Origin of the sequence: Kribbella sp. NPDC051718, assembly GCF_040681515.1 — a bacterium.
GTDB lineage: Bacteria > Actinomycetota > Actinomycetes > Propionibacteriales > Kribbellaceae > Kribbella.
This window is the reverse complement of sequence record NZ_JBFAYZ010000002.1, coordinates 146,987-167,287: the sequence shown is the minus strand read 5'-3', so window position 1 is coordinate 167,287 and position 20,301 is coordinate 146,987. Positions and strand designations below refer to the sequence as shown.

Here is a 20,301-nt window from a genome sequence, read left to right as displayed (position 1 = left end):
GACTCAGAACCTCTCGACTATTTGGACTTGATGGTGCTGAACCGGGCGATCAGCCGGGCCAGCAGGTTGAGGGCGAGGACCAGGAGGATCAGCGTGAGTGCCGCCGCCCAGACCCGGTCCGCGGCGGCCGGCAGGGCCATGTCGCCGCGGTCGTTGTTGATCATGGTCGGCAGCGCGCCCATGAAGCCCGAGAACGGGTTGTAGTTGATCACCTTGGAGTAGCCGACCAGGATCAGCAGCGGAGCGGTCTCACCGATCACCCGGGCCAGACCGAGCATGACGCCGGTGATGATGCCACCGAAGGCGGTCGGTACGACGATGTTCAGGATCGTCTTCCACTTCGGTACGCCGAGCGCGTACGACGCCTCCCGGAGCTCGTCCGGCACCAGCTTGAGCATCTCCTCGGTGGAGCGCAGGATGACCGGCATCATCAGCAGCACCAGCGACAGCGAGACCGCGAAGCCGATCCGGTTCTGGCCGAGGATGGTCACCCAGACCGCGTAGACGAACAGCGCGGCGACGATCGACGGCACACCGGTGAGGATGTCGACCATGAAGCTGACCACCTTGGCCGGCTTGCTGCCCTTGCCGTACTCGATCAGGTAGACCGCGCCGAGGATGCCGAGCGGGACCGCGATCGCCGCGCAGATCAGCGCCATGATCAGGCTGCCGACCAGTGCGTGGTACGCGCCGCCACCCGCGCGGCGCGAGGTGATGCCGCGCTGCGACTGCGACCACCAGTTGGCGTCCAGCACCAGGTGGTAGCCCTTCGAGACGACCGTCCAGAGGATCCAGCACAGCGGGATCAGGGCGATCAGGAAGCAGAGCGAGATCAGCACCGTGGCCAGCGTGTTGCGGAAGGCACGGGCGCCGGACTTACCGGTCAGGTCGAGAACCTTGCCGTCGTACTGCGGACGGTTCGCGGCGATGGTGCTCACGCGGCTGCTCCTTCTTTGGCGGCGGGCTTCGGCCGGCGCGTCCGGCGCTTGGCCCCGGGGCCCGAGCGGGCGACGATGATCCGGGCCGCCGAGTTGACGATGAAGGTGACGATGAACAGCACCAGGCCGGCCGCGATGAAGGCGCCGGTCTTGGCCGGGGTGTCGAGCTCGGCCGCGCTGGAGGCGATCTTCGAGGCGAAGGTCTCACCACCGGCGAAGATCGACGGATCCCACTTCGCTATCGGGTTCGGCTGGGACAGGATGATCAGCATCGCGACGGTCTCGCCGAGCGCGCGGCCCAGACCGAGCATCGCGGCACTCGTCACGCCGGAGCGGCCGTACGGCAGCACGGCCATCCGGATCATCTCCCACTTGGTGGAGCCCAGCGCCAGGGCGCCCTCGCGGTGGGTGACCGGGGTCTGCGCGAAGATCTCCCGGCTGATCGCGGTGATCACCGGCAGGATCATGATGGCCAGCACCAGGCCCGCGGTGAAGATGGTGCCGCGGTCGGCGTTGGCGGCTTCCTTGAACAGCGGGATCCAGCCGAGCACGTCGGAGATCGCGTGCGAGACGGGCTGGACCACCGGCGCGAAGAAGATCAGGCCCCACAGGCCGTAGATGATCGACGGTACGGCGGCGAGCAGGTCGACCACCGACGCGACCGGACGGGCGAGCCGGGGCGGAGCGTAGTACGTGATGTAGAGCGCGACGCCGATGGCGATCGGGACCGCCACGATCATCGCGATCAGCGAGCTGACCAGGGTGGTGTAGAAGAGCGCGGCGATACCGAAGTTCGGGTGGTCGCCGCCGGGCAGCCAGGTGCGGGAGAAGAGGAAGTTGCCCTCGTTGTCGGCCAGCGCCGGGATCGCCAGCGCCAGCAGGAAGATGCCGACGAACGCGACGATCGCGACCACCAGGCCGCCGGAGCCGCGGGCCATTCCGGCGAACAGCCGGTCCCCGAGGTGACCGACGGGGCCCAGGTCCAGGCCGGTACGGCCGGAGTCGGCGGTCGGCATGGCGGTGGCCGCCGGGTGCTCGACGGCCTCGTGCTCGGCGTGCTCCTCGGCCAGGCCCTCGAACCGCGGGGCCGGCCCGGAGGTCTCGTGGACCAGGTCCTCGATTCGGGGTTCTTGCGTGCCTTCCGGCCGGTCTGGCGGTTCCGTGCCGTCTGGACTACTCATCGATGGTGCTCCAAGCGCCTGGGTCGGGTGGTCAGGTCTGCTTCACGAGGCGAAGCCCCGGCCGCCAGAGATGAACTCGGACCGGCCGGGGCTCGCAGGTGGTAATGGTTTCGTCAGCTGATCGACTGGATCGCGGCGTCGACCTTGATCCGGATCTCTTCCGGCAGCGGCGCGTAGTTCAGGTCGGTCAGGGCAGCCTGGCCGTCCTTGCTGGCGAAGTAGCTGAGGAAGCTCTTCACCATGGCGGTCTTCTCGGCCGGCAGGCCCTTGCTGCAGACGACCTCGTACGTGGCCAGGATGATCGGGTAGGCGCCCGCCACCTTGGTCGCGTAGTCGAGCTTCAGCGCCAGGTCGCTACCGGTACCGGCCGGCTTCGCGGCGGCCAGCGCCTTGCCCGCGGACTCGGCGGTCAGCTCGACCGGGGTGCCCGAACCGTTGTCGATCTGCGCGATGCCGAGCTTGTTGTCGACCGCGTAGGACCACTCGACGTAGGTGATCGAGTTCTTGGTGCTCTTGACGCCCTCGGCGACACCCGCGGACTTGTCCTTGCCGGCGCCGGTGCCGGTCCACTTCTTGGCCGGCTCACCCTTCCAGGCACCCGCGCCGGAGGCGGCCAGGTACTTGGTGAAGTTCTCGGTGGTACCGGACTCGTCCGAGCGGAAGAAGACCGAGATCGGGGCCGACGGGAGCGTGACGCCCGCGTTCAGCTTGGCGATCGCCGGGTCGTTCCAGGTCTTGACGGTGCCCTGGAAGATCTTCGCGGCGGTCGGGCCGTCGAGGACCAGCTTCTGCAGACCGTCGACGTTGTAGGCGATCGCGATCGGGCCGATCACCATCGGCAGGTCCAGCGCCGGGTTGTTCTGGCAGCGCTTGGCGGCCTGAGCCGTCTCCGGCTCGGCGCCGTCCTTGCCCTCGGTCTTGAGGGCGGAGTCCGAACCGGCGAAGTCGACCTGGTTCGCGTTGAACTGCTTGATGCCCGCGCCGGAACCGGTCGGGTTGTAGTTCACCGTGACGTCGGCGCACTTCTCGTTGTACTTGGAGATGACTTCCTCGATGGCGTTCTTCTGCGCCGAGGATCCCTCGGCGTTCAGGGTGCCCTTCGGGCAGTCGCCGCCGGTGGAGGAAGTGGTGCTGCCCGGGCTCGAGGAGCCGGACGGCTCCGGGTCGGAGCCACAGGCGCTCAGGGCGAGGACGCCGAGGGATGCCACGGCGACGGTGCCGACGCGGAGCAGGCGATTGACGGACACGAGAGTGTTGCCCTTCTGCAGGATTCAGACTTGTTGAACTTCCACAGACGGTAGGGAGAGCAAGTGACCGACCGGTCCGTCGCCGGTGAACGAGCGGTGAACGGTTCCAATAGCGTGTGCGACGCTTGGCGTGCCGCCAGGCGGCCAGCAGGTGAACTGAGTTAAGACCCGTGACGCTGAGTCACCTGAAACGGTCATTTGCTCACGTTTCGGTAACGCTCAGCGCATCCCGCCCGAACACGGAACCGGCCCGCGCCAATGGTAGGCGCAGGCCGGCCGGTTTGGAATCGCTACTGCTGGGCCGTGGTGATCAGCGGACGGTGAGGGGGAAGGGGTAGCTGGTGGTGGCGATGATCGTTTTGCCGTACCAGGTCAGTTGGGGGATGGCGACCCGCCAATTCCTCGTCGTACCGCGGCCGGACGCCTTGAAGCTCAGCGTGCCCTTGCCCTTGACCAGCGGGATGTACGCCGTGGTGCGCCAGACCTTGCCGTCCAGCCACTGCAGGCTCGCCTTGCCGCCGCCCGCCGGCTTGACCGAGACGACCGCCTTCACGACCTGACCGACCTTGGCGTTCGACGTGGTGAGTCCGAAATCGACGGCGGACTGCGTCGCGGCGTTCCGCGCGGACGTCGAGGTGGCCGCGGAGATGCCCGTGGTGGTGGACCAGTCGAGCGCCTTCCACGCCGGGACATAGAGGCGGTACTGCGTGCTGCCGGTCGCCAGGACGGCGCTGCCGATGCTGGTCCCGAACTTGCGGTAGGTGCCGATGGTCTTCCAGGGCTGGCTGGCGTTCGCGCGACTCTGCAGCTGGCTGACCGTTTCCTCGGTGTAGGTGTAGGGGCACGACTGCCGCGACGGTACGCACAGCAGCGGACCCGAGTAGATACGGAACCCGGTCTGCTGCCCGAACGTGGTCACCGCGTCGACCTTCAGGTCGGCGCCCATCGGAGCGAAGGTGAACGGCAGTTCGAGGCTGTTGTTTCCCCACTCGTTGTGCGACTGGTAGTCGACCTTGTACGCGCGTGGCCGCGGCGGGATCGTGATCGTCGTACTACCGGCCGGCACCGGGAACGTCTCGGTCGGTTGCGCCGTGTTGGATGCCCAGCGTCCGACGGTGAAGGTCGTGCTCGACGGAAGGTCCAGTGGATCACCAGGTGTGGTGTCGGCGGCCGGCATCCGGTGAGTGAGCCGGAGGGACGAGTCGGCCAGGACCTCGGCATTCGTCAGCCACGGCACGCCGGAAAGCTTCGTGTCGAACCACGCCGACGCGGTCTTGGTGCTGACGGCTCCGTCCGCGTCCTCGGTCCAGACGAGGTAGCGCACCTTCTCCTTGCCGACCAGACCCGAGCCCATCGTCAGGATCGTGGCGTTGTCGCCGCCGGCGCCTTCGGGCCAAGGCAGGGTCACCGGCTCCGCCGTGCCGATCTGGAGGCCGAAGTAGTTCTTCTCGCCGTTGTCCTTCCAGGTGAGCTTGACCGTCTTCTTGGCGACGTCCACCCAGCTGAGCTGTACGTCGGTCGGGGCATCCGGCGCCGCGGCCTGAGCAGGCACTTGGTAGACACCGAGCAGAGCCAGCGAAGTCGCGGCGATGAGTGTTTTGCGCATGGTGGTGAGGTCCTCGGGTCAGCGAACTGTGAGTTTGAAGGTGCGGCTGGCGGTCGCCACGATCGGGAGGCCGTTCATGGTCATCTTGGGGACGACCACCCGCCAGGAGCGGGTGGTGCCGCGGCCGGAGGCTTTGAGGGTGAGGGTGCCTTTGCCCTTGGTGAGCGGGATGTACGCCGAGTGGTGCCAGGCCTTCCCGTCCGACCACTGAAGATCGGCCTTCACCGTGCCGGCGGGCTCTACGTCCACCGTGGCCTTGACCGCTTGGCCGACCGTGGCGGTGAAGGTGTTGAAGCCGACGACCCGGAAGTACGACCGGGTGGGGATGTACCGCGCACTCGTCGTCACGGCCGCGCTGACGTCCCACTCGTCCTTGTAGCGGTACGTCCAGGCAGGGAAGTAGAAGCGGTACTCCCGGCCGCCGAGCGCGAGGCCGGCGGTCTCGAACCCGACGTTGTAGTTGGTGGTGTCGGCGTACGCCGTGTAGTGGCCGGCGTACTGCCAGGGCTTGGTCGTGCTGGGCCGGGCCTGCATCGTCACGGGCACCCCGGAGCCCTGCCACAGGGTGCAGAAGTCCCGTGAGAGGCAGCTGTCCTGCCCGGCCTGGCCCTCGATCACCAGTGGCCGGCCGTACTGCCCGTAGGCGGGGACCTTGCGGAGGAGCACCTTCATGTCGGAGGCCATGACGTACTTCGACCAGACCGTGCCCCACTCGTTCCGCAGCTGGACGAACGCGGGATACGGAAGCGCCCGAGCCGGAACGACCCCTGTGCTCGCACCGGCCGGCTGCGGGAAGACCGCCTCGGGCATGTCGTAGTGCGGCATCCCGACCTTCAGGTAGACCGTCTCCGGACCGGGAGCAAGGTCGAGCGGGTCGTTCGGCGTCGAGTCGGTGACCGCCGTGCGCTTCCAGCTCAGCCGCAACGAACCGCCCGGCAGCGAAGTGGCCGCGGTGATGGTCGGCTGCCCCAGCAGGTTCGTGTCGAACCAAGGCGACACTGCCGCAGTGCTCTCCGTGCCGGCGGTATCCACCGAAACAACTCTGATCCTGGCGACCTTGTTGAACAGAGGCTGCCCACCGATCACCTCGTTCGGCAGGCTCGCCTTACGGGTGGCCCAATCAGCGGTGGGCGTGCCGTCCTTGTACTCGATCCGCAGCTTGTTCGCCTCGCCGGTGTCGGTCCAGCTGGTCCGCACCAACCCCGCGGCCGCCTCACTCCAACTGACCTGTACGTCGGTAGGCGCCACCGGCGCAGCTGCCCAAGCCGGCACCTGAACGCCGACGCAGGCAACTCCTGCGACCGCCACGACAGCAATAGATCTACGCATCTCAACGCACCGCCAGCTTGAACGTGCGACTCGTGGTCGCGAGGATCGGAAGGCCGTTCATCGACATCGCCGGAACGGTCACTCGCCAGGACCGCGTCGTGCCACGGCCCGACGCCTTGAAACTCAACGTGCCTTTGCCCTTGGTCAACGGGATGTACGCCGCGTGCCGCCAGACCTTGCCGTCGAACCACTGCAGGTTGGCCTTCACCGTCCCGGCCGGCAGCACGTTGACCGTTGCCTTGACCAACTGACCGACCTTGGCGCTGGTCGTGTTGAACCCGACGACGGAGTACTTGGCCTGCGCAGCGGAGTACCGGGGAGTGGTGGCGATGGCCGGAGCGACCTCGAAGTCGCCGCCAAGCCAGCTGTAGGCGGGGACGTACAGCCGGTATTGCCTGCCGCCGGGCACACCGGTTGCGGCTGAGAACCTCAGCGGCTGGCCGTCGTAGCTGCCAACGGTGGCCCAAGGCTTGGTCGCGTTCGCGCGGGCTTGCAGGTAGACCATGCCGTTTCCGCACGCAGCCGGGGCACAGTCCGGGAATCCAGCGGTGGCAGTGAATCGTACGGTGCTCGAGTACTGCCCGACGGCTGCGATGTCCAGCGCGGCGGCTCGCGAGGTCACTTTGACGGTCGCTCCGTCGGAGTTGGACTTGGTGCCCCACTCGTTGTGCGTACGGAGCCACAAGCGATACGGGCGGGGACGCGGCGGAATCGTCGTCGTCCTGGCAGTCATCGGCACCGGGAACGCCTCCGAGTCGCCACTCGGGGCTTCGAGTACCGGAACCACTGTCTCGCTCGTCGACGGACGGTCGAGTGAGTCGTTGGGCGTGGTGTCCTGGGGAGGCTCCTGATCGCGGTACCAGTTCAGCCGCACAGAACCATCCGGGAGTGCCGCCGCGGCCGAGAACTTCGCTGTAGCCGGCAGGTTGGTATCGAACCAGGGTGAGTAGGCCGCCGTGCTCTCAGCGCCGGCCTCATCGACGGTGACGACGAAGATCCGGGCGACCTTGTCCTTCCGGAGGCTGTCGACTCCGAGGATGATCTCGTTCGGCGCTGCCGACTTCGTCTCGGCCAGGTAGACCCACGGGTCGCTGTCTTCGTACTCGACTCGCACCCGGTTCGGTTCGCCGCCGTCGCTCCAGGCCATCTTGAACCTGGCGGCAGCGCCTTCAGCCCAGCTGACCTGCACACTCGTCGGTGCGTCCGGGCCGGCTGCCCAGGCGGGGAGTTGGGTGCCGGTGAGGAGGATCAGGGCAGCGGTGACCGCCGCTAGCGGTTTGTGCATGGAGCGGATTCCCCCGTGAGAAGGTGCCTGGCGAGTGGCCCCCCGGCCGCCAGTACGTCGGGGTGCAACCTAACGCACGGAGTACAGCGAGTAGAAGTGAGATTGCAGCTTGTTGCAATCAGGTCAGCTGGAGAAGTCCTCGGGGTGTACGCCGTCGAGGAACTGGCGGAAGCGTTCGAGCTCGGCCTGCTCCTCCTCCGGGGTGGCCACGCCGGCCTCCTGGAGGACCTGCTCGGTGCAGCGGATCGGCGTACCGAGGCGGACCGCCAGGGCGACCGAATCGCTCGGGCGGGCGGAGACGCGGGCGCCGTTGCCGAGCACGAGTTCGGCGTAGAAGACGGCGTCGCGCAACTCGACGATCTCGACCGCCTCGATGGTGACGCCGAACGCCTCGATCACGTCGCGCATCAGGTCGTGGGTGAGCGGCCGGGACGGGCGCAGGCCCTGTTCCTCGTAGGCGATCGCGGTCGCCTCGACCGAGCCGATCGAGATCGGAAGGTAGCGATAGCCCTCGGTCTCGCGCAGCATCATCACGGGCGCCCGGTTGGGCGACTCCATCCGGATCCCGATCAGAGTGAGCTCCCGCATCGTCATGGCGCCCCGACCTCTCCGTGAGCCGGCGCCCGGTGGGACGCCTCGGTAGGAACATACCCGCCCTGGCCGACCTCATCCGGCAGCGCCCACCCGCTGTTGCGTCGAGATCGAACAGATTGTGCACGGACGGTAGCTGTCGCAGCCTGCTGTAGGGCAATGACGAACGGTGATTGCCTGCTAGAAGGAAAGTAACCTGCGGCACGCTCCTGTCGCGGGACCGACGGCGACAGGCTGGGGGCTGCATGCCGACAAGTCGGATGTTCGCGGAACAGGCAGGGACCAGACGGGTTTCGGTGCTGATCGTGGCGCCGAACCAGCTGGTCCGGGCCGGCGTCCGCACACTGGTCGACGACCAGTTGCAGATCGAGATCGCCGGCGCGGTGGCCGGGTACGCCGAGGCCGCCGCGGCGATCCGGCGAGGCGGGATCGAAGTACTGCTGGTCGACACCGGCCTCGGCCGCGGAATCGAGGACCTGGTCCGCGTCCGCGACTCGACCGGCAGCCGGTCGGTCAGCGTGGTCGTCCTGGTCACCGGCGACGTGCCGACGGTCGCCGAGCTGCGCGAGTACGTCGCGGCCGGGGTGGACGGGATCGTCTCGACGGCCGAGGACATCGCCGCGATCCTGCCGGCGATCCGGACCGGCCAGGCGCCCGGCGGCTGGATCAGCCCGACGCTCGGCGCCGAGATCCTCCGCTACGAGCCACCCGCCCTGATCGAGGAACCGCCGGTACTACGAGCAGCCCACGAACTCGTCACGCCGAGCGAGCACGAAGTGCTGCGTCTGGTCGCCGACGGCCACACCGATCGCGAGATCGCCACCCGGTTGCACCGCAGCGAACGAGTGGTGAAGTTCCACGTCTCCAACCTGCTGGCCAAGCTGCAGGCCCGCAACCGCGCTCACGTCGTCAAGCTGGCCCTTCGGACAGGGCTGCTGCCGGCCGCCTGTCCGTGCGGGCAGGTGATGGGTGTCCGAACGACACGGGCCGGGCGGCGGGGAAGCGGATTGACTACTGAGGAGGCCGTCGGTGGCGGCCAGTGAATCCGAAACCAGGGAGTGGGAACATGCGCGTAATCACGAGGATCGCCGGGGGGCTGCTCGCGACGGCGGCCGTGGGCGTCACGGGTGCGACGATGGCCGGCGCCGTCGACCGGGGCGACGGACAGTTCGCCTGCAACTCCGGTGAGATCTGCTTCAGCGAGGACGCCGGCGGCGGTGGCGGCCAGCGGCATTTCTACTACGGCTCGCTGGCGCACGCGAACGAGGGCAACTTCTCCGGTGGGCGGACGCTGCCGTTCTGGCACAACGCCAGCGCGATCTGGAACCGCGACACGGTCAGCAACGTGTGCGTGACCGAGTCCGGCGACTGGATCAACGACAGCTGGCAGTTCCCGGCCCGGTCGGGTTCGTGGTCGAACTTCGCCAACGACCTGAACGACGAGAACAACAAGCACGAACGCCGCAACTGCTGACGATCGTCCGCTGCGGGGACGGACCGCCCTCCGTCCCCGCTGTGCGTTGAGCCAACAAGCCTCGAAGGGGAAACGATGCGTGCAGTAGCTGCGGTGGTGGGTGCGGCGGTACTGGTGATGGCCGTCGGTTGTGGCTCGGATCCGGCGCCGCGAGTGGCCGAACTGCCCTCGCTGCCCGCGGGGGCGAAGCCGTTCGACCTGTACCGGCAGGCGGACGTGACGGTGATCGAGAAGGCTGACCTCAAGCTGTTCCTCGACTGTCTCGCCGACAAGGGCTACCCGCAGGAGCGCGAGCTCAGCTCGGGGCCTGGCGTGGCGGCGGCCGCTCTGTTGCGTCCGGCGATCAGTCCACGGACCGAGGCGGAGGCGCGCAGACACGGCTTCGGTACGCCGGAACCGGCCCAGCCGGCGATGATCACCCGCACGCAGCCGGCCTTCCACGAGGCCTCCGCCAAATGCGAGACCTCTTCGCGGGCTGCGCTCGGCGACTCGCACGAGATCGGCTCCCTGCGCAGGCTGTACGCCGAACTCGGCAACTCGATGGTGCAGACCCGGGCCAAGCGGATCCAGCAGACAATCGTTGCCCATAGCAAGGGGTTGACCAGCTGCCTGGCCGGGCTCGGGTATCGGCTGAAGGTGGGCGACAGGTTCAACCCGCGAGGCGATCTGGCGCAGTACGGGATCAAGCCTGGCGCGCATGCGGCCGTAGTACCGGTTCGGACGCCACGGCCTGCCGGGTTGCCCGCCGACGCTCAGGTGCAGGCGGCGGTACCGGCTCGGGAGTACAAGCCGAGCCAGGCCGAGGTGGCGTTCGCGCTTGCTTTTGTCCGCTGTGGGAAGTCGAGCGGGTTGTTCACCGCGATCGATCAAGCGGAGATTCCGATGCAGCAGGAGATCGTCGAGCGGCACGTGTCGGAGTTCAGTGGGCTGAACCCGAAGATCGAGGCGCTGGCCGCGAAGGCTGCCGATGTGCTCAGGGGGCCCTGAAGCGCTCGTAGACGAGCCGGCCGCCCTCGAGTTGATGGGCGATCAGGAAGGCGCCGGGGGAGAACTTGCCGACCTTCAACCCGAGTGCCTTCTGCAACGCGGGCAGGACCGGACGATGTGAGCAGACCACGGTGATCTTGCCGGGCTTCCAGGAATGCTCGGCCATCCCTTCGAGTGCGGACGGATCGGAGTCGTACCCGCGCTCGGAGATCTCCGGGTGCAAATGGATCTGGCGACCGATCTCCGCGGCGTACGGGGTGATCGTGGAGATGCAGCGCTCGGCGTCGCTGCTGCGGATCCGGTTGACGCCGACAGCGGCCAGTACGTCCACCAGGCGCTCGGCAGTGGCGTGGCCGATCTCGGTCAGCGGGCGGTTGGTGTCCTTGCCGTCCCAGTCCTTGCGCTTGACCGCCTCGGCGTGCCGGACCAGCACCAGCGTCGAGACGACCGGCGTGACAGTGGCCAGCGCGTCGAGGATCTCGACGTCGCGTGGATAGCTGAGCTTGCGTCGCGCGCCCTCGATCGGCAGCCACTCCAGCTTGTCGACCTCGTCGTTCGGTACGAACTCGCGCTCGGGCCCGACCAGTTCCGCCGACCAGTAGTGCACCATCTTGGGCACCGTGCCGCCGTTCTTGCGGACGTCGTACCGCTGGATGCCGAGCGGCGGACCGATCAGCACCTGCTGGCCGGTCTCCTCCTCGATCTCCCGGCGGGCCGCGATCAGCACGTGCTCGTGCGGAGTCAGCTTGCCTTTGGGGAGGGACCAGTCGTCGTACCGCGGACGGTGCACCAACAGGATCTCCCGGCCGTCAAGGCCGTCCCGCCATACGACACCACCCGCGGCGATCACCGTCGCCGGGCTACTCACGATTTCAACCTTAGGTAATCGGGTCCGTTTGCCGGCGGCGGCCACGCGTCGAGATCAGGCGTTCTTGCAGATCACGGAGCGGTTCGCCGTCCGCGTCGGTCAGCCGGGCCTGCCAGGTGTCGTCGGGCTGCAGCCACCAGGACCCGGTCCGCTCGTCGAAACCGAGGTCGAACAGGTCGGTGAGCTCGGTGATGTGGTCCTGCTCCTTCAGTTGCACCAATACCTCGACCCGGCGATCCAGGTTGCGGTGCATCAGGTCGGCCGACCCGATCCACACCTCGGGCTCGCCGCCGTTCTCGAAGCAGAACACCCGGCTGTGCTCCAGGAACCGGCCCAGAGTGCTGCGGACCCGGATGTTCTCCGACAGCCCGGGCACGCCCGGCCGGATCGTGCAGATGCCCCGGATCCACAGCTCGACCGGTACGCCGGCCTGTGACGCGCGGTACAGCGCATCCGAGAGGGCCTCGTCGACCAGGCTGTTCACCTTGATCCGCACCCGAGCAGGGCGACCGGCGAGGTGGTGCTGCACCTCCCGCTCGATGCGGTCGAGCAGGCCCCGGCGCACCGACTGTGGGGCGACCAGTAGTCGCCGGTAGCCGCTGGAGCGGGCGAACCCGGACAGGTGGTTGAACAGATGCGCGATGTCCTCGGTGACCACCTTGTCGCTGGTGAGCAGGCCGAGATCCTCGTACAGCCGGGCGGTCTTGGGGTGGTAGTTGCCGGTGCCGATGTGGGCGTACCTGCGCAGCCCGTCGGGCTCCTCGCGGACCACCATGGACAGCTTGCAGTGCGTCTTGAGCCCGATCACGCCGTACACGACGTGACAGCCCGCATGCTCCAGCTGACGGGCCCACTTGATGTTGGCCTGCTCGTCGAAGCGCGCCTGGATCTCCACCAGGACCAGCACCTGCTTGCCCGACTCGGCGGCGTCGATCAGGGCGTCCACGATCGGTGAGTCGCCACTGGTGCGGTACAGGGTCTGCTTGATCGCCAGTACGTGCGGATCGGCCGCCGCCTGCTCGATGAAGCGCTGCACGCTGGTCGAGAACGAGTCGTACGGGTGGTGGACCAGTACGTCGCGCTGCTTGAGCGCGTGGAACATGTCGGCCGGGTTGGAGGTCTCCACCTCGGCCAGGTGCGGGTGCGTCGACGGTACGAACGCCGGGTACTTGAGCTCGGCCCGGTCCAGCGCGGCGATCGTGAACAGGCCGCGCAGGTCCAGCGGGCCGGGCAGCTCGAACACCTCCGCCTCGGTGACCCCCAGCTCGTTGATGAGCAGGGCGAGCACCTTCGGGTCGATCGACTCCTCCACCTCGAGCCGGACTGGCGGGCCGAACTTGCGCCGCAGCAGCTCCTTCTCGAGCGCGGCGAGCAGGTTCTCCGCGTCGTCCTCCTCGACCTCGAGGTCCTCGTTGCGGGTGACCCGGAAGGTGTGGTGCTGGGTCACCTCCATGCCGGGGAAGAGCTGGCTCAGGTGCGCGGCGATGACGTCCTCGAGCGGGACGAACTTGCCGTCGGCGACCGTGACGAAGCGCTGCAGCAGCGGCGGCACCTTCACCCTGGCGAAGTGCTCACCACCGGTGTCGGGGTTGCGGACCACGACGGCCAGGTTGAGCGACAGGCCGGAGATGTAGGGGAACGGGTGGGACGGGTCGACGGCGAGCGGGGTCAGTACCGGGAAGACGCGGTCCCGGAAGAACCGGGTCATCGTCTCGCGCTCGTCCGAGCTCAGCTCGTCCCAGCGGAGGATGTCGATGCCCTCCTCGACCAGCGCGGGGAGCACCACCTTGCGCCAGGTCTCGGCCTGCCGGTCCATGAGCTCGCGGCTCCGGCTCAGGCTCCGGTCGAGGACCTCTCGCGGCAGCAGCCCGCTGGCGGCCCGTACGGCGACGCCTGCGGCGATCCGGCGCTTCAGCCCGGCGATCCGGACCATGTAGAACTCGTCCAGGTTGCTGGCGAAGATGGCCAGGAACTTGGCGCGCTCGAGCAGCGGCACGCGGTCACTCTCGGCCAGCTCGAGCACCCGCTGGTTGAACGCCAGCCAGCTCAGCTCGCGGTCCGAGAACCGGTCCTGCGGGAGATCGCCGGCCTCCGTGATGTCGTACGGGGGTTCGACGTCGTACTCCCGGTTGTGCGACGCCAACAAGTCTCCAGCCACGTTGACCAGCATCCCATCCTTGGATGAACAGCAGGTTGCCTCGACGGCGAGGCGGACGTTGTTGCTAGCGTCACACCTTGTGAACAGTCGAGTGGACACCTTGCTGCGGACCGCCTTGAACACGGTACAAGGCAGTGCCCTGAAGCCTGTGACAGCACTGCCTCCGGCGGTCCGGAGGCGGCTGGCGGGCGCCCCGATCCAGATCGACGGCAACGTGCTCGACCCCGACCTGCAGCTGTTGCTGCGGCTCGAGGGTTTGTTGCCGGGCGCAAAGAAGCAGTCCGTCGCCACCGCCCGGGCGAACCTGCTCTCGGTGTCGAAGCTGGTCGCGGGCCATCCCCGCGAGCTACTCCGAGTGACGGAACTCACCGTCCGCGGAGCCGACGGCCAACTCGGAGCCCGCCTGTACGTCCCCCGCGCGGCCCCGTCGTCGGGCGGCGGCCTGCTGGTGTTCTTCCACGGCGGCGGCTGGGTGGTCGGCGACCTGGACAGCCACGACGCCTACTGCCGTGACCTGGCCGAAGAGGCGGGCATCCGCGTCCTCTCAGTCGACTACCGCCTGGCCCCCGAGGCCGAGGCCCCCGTAGCCGCCGAGGATGCGATCGCCGCCTTCAGTTGGGCCATCGAACACGCCGAAGACTTAGGCGCAGACCCTTCCCTGGTCGGGGTCGGCGGCGACTCAGCCGGCGGCAACCTCTCTGCCGTGGTCGCCCAGCAATGCGTCCTCCGCGGCCTACCGTCCCCCGCTCTCCAGGTACTCCTCTATCCGGCCGTAGACCTCGCCTACCGCCGCCCCAGCCGAGACCTCTTCGCCGAAGGCTTCTTCCTCACCGACGAAGACATCACCTGGTACCTGAACCACTACACCCCAGACCCCGCCATCCGAAAGAACCCCTTGGTCTCGCCCATCTACGCCGAAGACCTGTCCGGCGTAGCCCCCGCCTACGTAGTAACGGCAGGCTTCGACCCCCTACGCGACGAAGGCAACGACTACGCCACCCGCCTCCGCGACGCCGGCGTCCCCACCACCCACACCTGCGAACCCACCCTCGTCCACGGCTTCGCCAACATCCTCGCCCTCCCCGGCGAAACCCGAGCCGCCCAACTCCGCATAACAACCACAATCCGCGCAGCCCTCAACCCCACCCCGTAACTACCGCCCCGTCCCAACCAACACCGGCACCGCCTCCCGCACCCGCAACGCTGTAGCGGGCCCGGTGATCGGCACGGTTCCGATGTAGCGCCACCCGGTGTCGGCAACGTTGTACCGAGCCTCGTACCCGACGGTGACGGTCAGGTTCACCCCGGCCTTTTTCATGTACTTGTGCGTGATGTCCTTGGACGGATAGGGGTTTCCGGGCGTACTGGTTGTCAGCGTTGCTCCGTCGCCGAAGTTCCACGTGTAGCTGCTCGGCGCAGCCTGGACTTCCACCGGGAAGCCGAGCACCGTCACCGTCTGCGAGTAGACCTTGTACTTATCCGTGTAGACGATGGTGTCCTGGTTGACCAGCGTTCGTCCCGTCGGCTGGACCTTCACCTTCAGTCGGGGGAACACCACAGCCTTCGCCTCCCTCAGCACCTGATCCCACGTAACATCCTCCGGCCGTGGGATCCGCTCTGCGACAGCCATGCTCGGCGTCGTCACCGGCAGATTGGGCTGATCCGGTCGGTCATCTTCCATCGCGGGCAAACAACTCGCCATGGTGGGCGAATGCCCGCAGAGCCCGTCGTGGAGACGAAGATCGTCTTCGACGGTTGTGGTGGTGGAGTCGCGGTTCCTGCGGACTTGACGGTCCCCGACCTCTTTGGCGCCCGCCTTTTGTCGACGTGGGCCACTGTTCCTATCGGTGTCGACGAATCGTTCGTGGTCGTCGCTCCACCCCGTGATCTGGGTTCCTTCACGGGATTTCCCTGCGCTGAAGGTCGGCTTGGGGCTCGGGCGAGAGCCAGGAATGATCGTGGCCTCCGCAGAGACGCCGCCGAAGCCTTCGGGCAGGACGATCGACGAGGCGATGCCCAGGCAGATGGTCGTGGAGACGCCAATCGTCGTGACGACTCCCCGGACCAGCGTCATTGCGCAACCAGCTTCATCTCGTACATCACCCAATTGCCGCCTTGGGGGGAGAGAGCTAGTTCACGCTTGTATGTCGTTGCCTTGGTCGAGACCGGCTCGGATGTCGGGGTCTCCTTGCTGACGTAAGCCCCGATGACGATGGTCGCCGATCCGCCCAGCCGCCCGTTTGTTCCGCGAACCAACTCCGAGACCTCCTTGAGCTGCTCGTGATAGTCACCGCTCAGTCCGCCATTCTTGGCGTTCGACTTTGCGACGAAGTCGGCATAGGCCTTGCATCGATGGCAGCCGGAGTCGCTGGAGGCGAGCAACTCGGTTGTTTGGCCGGTGTCGGATGCATAGTTCAGCAGGGCGCTGTAATACCGCACGAACGACTCCGCAGCAGCGAGCGTGAGGCCGTCTGCATCCGATGGGCGTTTCGGCGGCGTGCCGGCGACTGATGGACTGACTGGCGAGCTGGTCGATGGCGTGCTGCTGGCCCCGGTGGTCGATGTGGATGGCGGGGCGGTGTTGGGTTGGCCGGCTTCTGGGCTTTTGTTGGTGCAGGCGGTTAGTAGGGCAGCGGCGCAGAGGCAGGTCAGGGTTAGGGCGGTGGCCTGCCTGTTGCGGGTTGTCACGGGTGTCACCTCTCCGTAGTCGAATTTGATCGTAGCCGGAGGGGGGAGCGGGGGGTGGGGGCGGAAGGGGAGGCTGTGGATAAGTGGGTGGGGCCAGGAGCCGCCCGGCTGGGGGGTAAGAGGCTCGGACGGCTCCTGGTATGGGTGGGACGGCGGGAGAGGGGGATTATGACGCGGAGTTACTGGGTGAATTCGGTGTGACACCGGTTACAGGGGCGAACTGGACGTCCAGGGCTGCGGTGGTGAAGCCGAGGTTGGTGTAGAGGGTGTGGGCTGGGGTGTTGGTGCCGTCTACGTAGAGGACGATCGAGGAGAGGCCTCGGTCCTCTTGGAGGTGGCGGATGCCTTCGAGAGTCAGGGCCTTGCCTAGGCCGGTGCCTTGGTGGTCGGGGGAGACGCCTACTACGTAGACCTCGCCGAAGGGTTCTGGGCCCTCGTCCTCGTGGATCTTGGTCCAGTGGAAGCCGGCCACGGTGTCGTCGGCGGTTACTGCCAGGAAGAAGCCGGCTGGGTCGAACCACGGCTGTTGGAAGCGGTCCGCCAGGTCTGCCTGGGTCCAGCTGCCCTGCTCGGGGTGGTGGGCGAAGGCGGCGGCGTTCACGGCCAGCCAGGCGCTGTCGTCCTGGCCCGGTACGAACGTGCGCACCGACACCCCCTCCGGCCAGACCGCCGCAGGCACTGGGGCGCTCGGTCGGCGAAGGAAGTACAGCTCCCGAGTCACCTCGAGCCCCAGGCGCGCAGCCAGTTCGTCCGATCCGGCGAGTCGCCCATGGGCCCAGACGCGCAGTTCGGAGCCGCCGTGGTCGAGCAGCATCCGCAACAGCGCAGTACCGAAGCCCTGGCGCCTGTACTCCGGGCCGACCACCAACTCCGCCGACCCGTCCGGCCCCAATGCGCCGTACCCGGCAAGCTCGGCCGAGCCCGGTTCACCGGCGTACGCGAGGAAGTGTGCGTCGCCCGGGTGCTCTCCTTCCAGGTGCAGCAGCGTGTGCTCGGAGAGTGGATTGACGCCGTCGCTCTCAGCAGCGGAGCGAGCGAGTTCGGTGATGGCCGAGGCGGTGGCCGGGGGCAACGGTGAGGGAACGGCTTCGAGGGTCACCCCGATACCGTAAAAGGTCCTGCTGAGTTCATCGTCGAGACCTTGGTCAGCCACGCCGCAGCAAGGTAATTTTCGGGAACCGCGCACCAGCGGTGATCGAAACGACGACAGAGAAGACGAAGAACATGGCCTTCACAGGACGAGACAAGAAGTGGCTGCGGGGACCTCGGGCTGTTGCCCTGGGGGCCGCCGGTGCCGCTGTGGTGCTCGGCTTGGCCACGGGGGGAACCGTGACCCAGGCTGCGCCGGCGAAACCCAAGCCGACGCACACCCAGATCCAGCTGCTCGCGATCAACGACTTCCACGGAAACCTGGCGCCCAACCCGGCGACCAGCTCCGGCGGCAACGTGAACGGCACGCCGGCCGGCGGCGCGGAGTACCTGGCGACCCAGCTGGAGCTGCTGCGCGACTCCGCCGATGCGCAGGGTCAGGACTCTGCGACGGTGGCCGCCGGTGACCTGATCGGCGCCTCGCCGCTGCTGTCCGCGGCGTTCCACGACGAGCCCACCATCGAGGCGATGAACGAGATGGGGCTGGACGCCACCTCGGTCGGCAACCACGAGTTCGACGAGGGCTACAAGGAACTGCTGCGGATGCAGAAGGGCGGCTGCCTGCCCGACGGTGACGGCGCCAACAACCAGAACTCCTGCCCGGACCCGAAGGCCAAGTTCAAGGGTGCCGACTTCGACTACCTGTCGGCCAACGTGTTCTACGAGAACACCGACAAGACCCTGTTCGCGCCGTACACGATCAAGAAGTTCCACGGTGGGCAGAAGGTCGCCTTCATCGGTATGACGCTGGAGAACACGCCGAACATCGTCACCAAGTCCGGCGTCGAGGGCCTGGCCTTCAAGGACGAGGTGGAGACCGCCAACGCGCTGGTGCCGAAGCTGACGAAGGACGGCGTCAACTCGATCGTCGTACTGCTGCACGAGGGCGGTCTGCCGTCCGACCCGAAGGCGTTCAACAGCTGCCCGGGCATCTCCGGCCCGATCACCGACATCGCCAAGAACCTAGACCCGGCGATCGACGTGATCATCTCCGGTCACACCCACGCGGCGTACAACTGCTCGATCCCCGACCCGGCCGGCAAGCCGCGGCTCGTCACCAGCGCCTCGTCGTTCGGCAAGCTGGTCACCGAGGTCCGGCTGAGCATCGACCTGGCCACCAACGACGTGGACCGGCTGAACACGCTGGCGAACAACCACATCGTCACCCGGGACGTGCCGAAGGACCGGCACCTGACCGAGCTGATCACCAAGTACCAGACGCTGGTCGCCCCGATCGAGACCAAGGTGATCGGTCACATCACCACGCCGATGGTGACGAAGACGGCGGACGACTCGCAGGAGTCGCCGCTGGGCAACCTGATCGCGGACGCCCAGCTCGCCGACACCTCGACCGTCACCAACGGCAAGACGCCGGTGGTCGCGTTCATGAACCCGGGCGGCATCCGGGCCGACCTGGCCTCCAACGCGGGCGCGGTGACCTTCGGCCAGGCCTTCACGGTGCAGCCGTTCAACAACTTCCTGGTCTCGATGGACATGACCGGGACGCAGATCAAGGCGCTGCTGGAGCAACAGTTCTCCGGCGTCAACACGGCCTCGAACAAGGTGCTCCAGATCGCGGGCATCACCTACACCTACAACCCGGCCGCAACGCCGGGCGCCAAGGTGGTGGCGAGCTCGATCAAGATCGCCGGCCAACCGCTGGTCGACGGTACGACGTACCGGATCGTCACGAACAACTTCCTGTCCGACGGTGGTGACGGCTTCCCGGCCTTCACCACGGCGACCGACAAGTTCTTCGGCGGTCTGGACATCGACGCGTTCGCCAAGTACCTCGCCGCGCACGACCCGTACACCCCGGGCCCGACGGACCGTATTTCCCTCGGTTCCTGACCGAACACCGCAGCTGCGATGCCCGGGCGGTTCTCCACTGACCGCCCGGGCGTTGCCCCACCGCGACCCCGGCCGCTACCAGTACCAGGAACAGCTCCGGGATCAGATGGCGAACTGCCAGTCGTAGCCGCGATCGAGTGGTTCGGTGAAGGTCTCTTCCTCGCAGCCCCGGGTGAAGCCCCGCCCCGCGGCGTCCCAATCTGAACCGGTCCGGATCGAGATCCCCAATGAGCCGCGCAGGCCGGTCAGTGTCGCGGACTTTTTGGCGCGCACATAGATCGATGCCTGTGTCTTGCCGCCCGTCGATACCACGATCAAGGCGTCGGTCGAGCGCTTGTTGGTGACGCGGATCTGCGCGGAGCCACGCTTCCCGACCCGCTGCACCACGTGCCCATTGGCCCCGCGCCTCGGCGGCAGCTTCCGGGGTGGAGCCGGCAGCAACTTGCGGCCGAACGTCGACCGTCGGCCGGTCGGGTTCATGCCCTGCGTGATCGCGTCGTAGATCTCGAGGTTCGCGTAGTAGAGGAAGGCGGCCAACGGTTCGGCCACGGTGCAGCCGTCGACCGGGTCGTTCACGAGGCTGCCGATCAGACTGCCGGAGAGGGTCTGCAGCGCATCAGCGTGCACAGCGGCCAGCCGGGTCGGAGGGTCGACGGCTCGGAGGATCGCGGCCTGTTGCTCGATCGCCGCGGTCAGAAGTTCACGATAGGCATTTGCCGACGCGATGGACTTCGCGGCCATCGCCCTCGTCAGGTAGCGGCGCATCGTGGTTTCGATCCGCGCTAACACCAGCTGGTACGCCGCGACGCTGAGCGGCCCCGGAGTCGTCGCTGTCGGCGTCGGGCTGCTCGTCGATACCGGAGTGCTCGTTGGAGATCTCAGAGCCGCGGGTGACCCCGCGTTCGATGCACAGCCGCCACAGACAAGGACGATCCCCACAAGACCAGCA

At 67.4% G+C, this 20,301-nt stretch carries 18 protein-coding genes; 5 read left to right on the top strand and 13 right to left on the bottom strand.

Going from position 1 to position 20,301, the window contains the following annotated elements:
- Positions 1-17: 17 nt before the first annotated feature.
- The 7 genes from pstA to AB0M15_RS07265 all read right to left on the bottom strand — a co-directional run bounded on the left by pstA (position 18) and on the right by AB0M15_RS07265 (position 8,174).
- The gene (pstA, locus tag AB0M15_RS07295; protein ID WP_363814921.1) at positions 18-938 is read right to left on the bottom strand and encodes a phosphate ABC transporter permease PstA; all 921 of its coding nucleotides are present in this window, start codon (positions 936-938) and stop codon (positions 18-20) included.
- A complete protein-coding gene (pstC, locus tag AB0M15_RS07290; RefSeq protein WP_363816569.1) occupies positions 935-1,954 on the bottom strand; it encodes a phosphate ABC transporter permease subunit PstC in 1,020 nt (339 codons plus the stop codon). The genes pstA and pstC overlap by 4 nt, the downstream gene beginning before the upstream one ends.
- 278 nt (positions 1,955-2,232) lie before the next feature.
- Positions 2,233-3,366 carry a phosphate ABC transporter substrate-binding protein PstS gene (gene pstS / locus AB0M15_RS07285; RefSeq protein WP_363814919.1) on the bottom strand — a complete coding sequence of 378 codons (1,134 nt, stop codon included), beginning with the start codon at positions 3,364-3,366 and terminating at the stop codon, positions 2,233-2,235.
- Between the two features lie 310 nt (positions 3,367-3,676).
- On the bottom strand, positions 3,677-4,972 hold the full coding sequence (locus tag AB0M15_RS07280; RefSeq protein ID WP_363814918.1) for a hypothetical protein: 1,296 nt from the start codon (positions 4,970-4,972) through the stop codon (positions 3,677-3,679).
- An 18-nt stretch (positions 4,973-4,990) separates the two neighbouring features.
- Positions 4,991-6,301, bottom strand: coding sequence for a hypothetical protein (locus AB0M15_RS07275; protein ID WP_363814916.1), 1,311 nt, complete (start codon positions 6,299-6,301; stop codon positions 4,991-4,993).
- A 1-nt stretch (position 6,302) separates the two neighbouring features.
- Positions 6,303-7,586: a hypothetical protein gene (locus tag AB0M15_RS07270; RefSeq protein WP_363814914.1), complete on the bottom strand. Its 1,284-nt coding sequence runs from the start codon at positions 7,584-7,586 to the stop codon at positions 6,303-6,305.
- 123 nt (positions 7,587-7,709) lie between these two features.
- Positions 7,710-8,174: a bifunctional nuclease family protein gene (locus tag AB0M15_RS07265; protein WP_203589974.1), complete on the bottom strand. Its 465-nt coding sequence runs from the start codon at positions 8,172-8,174 to the stop codon at positions 7,710-7,712.
- Between the two features lie 248 nt (positions 8,175-8,422).
- On the opposite strand from AB0M15_RS07265, the gene AB0M15_RS07260 reads away from it, so the two are divergent.
- From AB0M15_RS07260 to AB0M15_RS07250, 3 genes are all read left to right on the top strand, one after another.
- Positions 8,423-9,220, top strand: coding sequence for a response regulator transcription factor (locus AB0M15_RS07260; RefSeq protein ID WP_363814912.1), 798 nt, complete (start codon positions 8,423-8,425; stop codon positions 9,218-9,220).
- 23 nt (positions 9,221-9,243) lie between these two features.
- Positions 9,244-9,651, top strand: coding sequence for a hypothetical protein (locus tag AB0M15_RS07255; RefSeq protein ID WP_363814910.1), 408 nt, complete (start codon positions 9,244-9,246; stop codon positions 9,649-9,651).
- Positions 9,652-9,726: 75 nt separating this feature from the next.
- Positions 9,727-10,638, top strand: coding sequence for a hypothetical protein (locus AB0M15_RS07250; protein ID WP_363814908.1), 912 nt, complete (start codon positions 9,727-9,729; stop codon positions 10,636-10,638).
- Here AB0M15_RS07250 and AB0M15_RS07245 read toward each other — a convergent pair.
- Positions 10,625-11,506: an NUDIX domain-containing protein gene (locus AB0M15_RS07245; protein WP_363814906.1), complete on the bottom strand. Its 882-nt coding sequence runs from the start codon at positions 11,504-11,506 to the stop codon at positions 10,625-10,627. The two genes, AB0M15_RS07250 and AB0M15_RS07245, sit on opposite strands and share 14 nt — an antisense overlap.
- 10 nt (positions 11,507-11,516) lie before the next feature.
- Positions 11,517-13,676 carry an RNA degradosome polyphosphate kinase gene (locus AB0M15_RS07240; protein ID WP_363814904.1) on the bottom strand — a complete coding sequence of 720 codons (2,160 nt, stop codon included), beginning with the start codon at positions 13,674-13,676 and terminating at the stop codon, positions 11,517-11,519.
- A 136-nt stretch (positions 13,677-13,812) separates the two neighbouring features.
- Here AB0M15_RS07240 and AB0M15_RS07235 point away from each other — a divergent pair, with 136 nt between their 5' ends.
- Positions 13,813-14,817: an alpha/beta hydrolase gene (locus tag AB0M15_RS07235; RefSeq protein WP_363814902.1), complete on the top strand. Its 1,005-nt coding sequence runs from the start codon at positions 13,813-13,815 to the stop codon at positions 14,815-14,817.
- On the opposite strand, the gene AB0M15_RS07230 is transcribed toward AB0M15_RS07235, so the two are convergent.
- From AB0M15_RS07230 to mshD, 3 genes are all read right to left on the bottom strand, one after another.
- Positions 14,818-15,738 carry a hypothetical protein gene (locus AB0M15_RS07230; RefSeq protein ID WP_363814900.1) on the bottom strand — a complete coding sequence of 307 codons (921 nt, stop codon included), beginning with the start codon at positions 15,736-15,738 and terminating at the stop codon, positions 14,818-14,820.
- A complete protein-coding gene (locus AB0M15_RS07225; RefSeq protein WP_363814898.1) occupies positions 15,735-16,352 on the bottom strand; it encodes a DUF6318 family protein in 618 nt (205 codons plus the stop codon). Before AB0M15_RS07225 ends, AB0M15_RS07230 begins: the two co-directional genes overlap by 4 nt.
- 166 nt (positions 16,353-16,518) lie before the next feature.
- Entirely contained in the window at positions 16,519-17,451 is a 933-nt protein-coding gene (mshD, locus tag AB0M15_RS07220) for a mycothiol synthase (RefSeq protein ID WP_363814896.1), read from the bottom strand.
- Between the two features lie 230 nt (positions 17,452-17,681).
- Here mshD and AB0M15_RS07215 point away from each other — a divergent pair, with 230 nt between their 5' ends.
- Complete coding sequence (locus AB0M15_RS07215; protein WP_363814894.1) at positions 17,682-19,352, top strand: bifunctional metallophosphatase/5'-nucleotidase; 1,671 nt, start codon at positions 17,682-17,684, stop codon at positions 19,350-19,352.
- 102 nt (positions 19,353-19,454) lie between these two features.
- On the opposite strand, the gene AB0M15_RS07210 is transcribed toward AB0M15_RS07215, so the two are convergent.
- Positions 19,455-20,117 (bottom strand): hypothetical protein, encoded by a 663-nt coding sequence (locus AB0M15_RS07210; protein WP_363814892.1) that lies wholly within the window; start codon positions 20,115-20,117, stop codon positions 19,455-19,457.
- Positions 20,118-20,301: the final 184 nt, after the last annotated feature.

Bases quoted from the DNA above. Each gene is read 5' to 3' on its own strand.
- AB0M15_RS07270 (WP_363814914.1), bottom strand. From the start codon at position 7,586: ATGCACAAACCGCTAGCGGCGGTCACCGCTGCCCTGATCCTCCTCACC.
- AB0M15_RS07255 (WP_363814910.1), top strand. From the start codon at position 9,244: ATGCGCGTAATCACGAGGATCGCCGGGGGGCTGCTCGCGACGGCGGCC.
- AB0M15_RS07260 (WP_363814912.1), top strand. From the start codon at position 8,423: ATGCCGACAAGTCGGATGTTCGCGGAACAGGCAGGGACCAGACGGGTT.
- AB0M15_RS07275 (WP_363814916.1), bottom strand. From the start codon at position 6,301: ATGCGTAGATCTATTGCTGTCGTGGCGGTCGCAGGAGTTGCCTGCGTC.
- AB0M15_RS07230 (WP_363814900.1), bottom strand. From the start codon at position 15,738: ATGACGCTGGTCCGGGGAGTCGTCACGACGATTGGCGTCTCCACGACC.
- AB0M15_RS07250 (WP_363814908.1), top strand. From the start codon at position 9,727: ATGCGTGCAGTAGCTGCGGTGGTGGGTGCGGCGGTACTGGTGATGGCC.
- pstC (WP_363816569.1), bottom strand. From the start codon at position 1,954: ATGCCGACCGCCGACTCCGGCCGTACCGGCCTGGACCTGGGCCCCGTC.
- AB0M15_RS07280 (WP_363814918.1), bottom strand. From the start codon at position 4,972: ATGCGCAAAACACTCATCGCCGCGACTTCGCTGGCTCTGCTCGGTGTC.
- AB0M15_RS07240 (WP_363814904.1), bottom strand. From the start codon at position 13,676: ATGCTGGTCAACGTGGCTGGAGACTTGTTGGCGTCGCACAACCGGGAG.
- AB0M15_RS07210 (WP_363814892.1), bottom strand. From the start codon at position 20,117: ATGCGCCGCTACCTGACGAGGGCGATGGCCGCGAAGTCCATCGCGTCG.
- AB0M15_RS07265 (WP_203589974.1), bottom strand. From the start codon at position 8,174: ATGCGGGAGCTCACTCTGATCGGGATCCGGATGGAGTCGCCCAACCGG.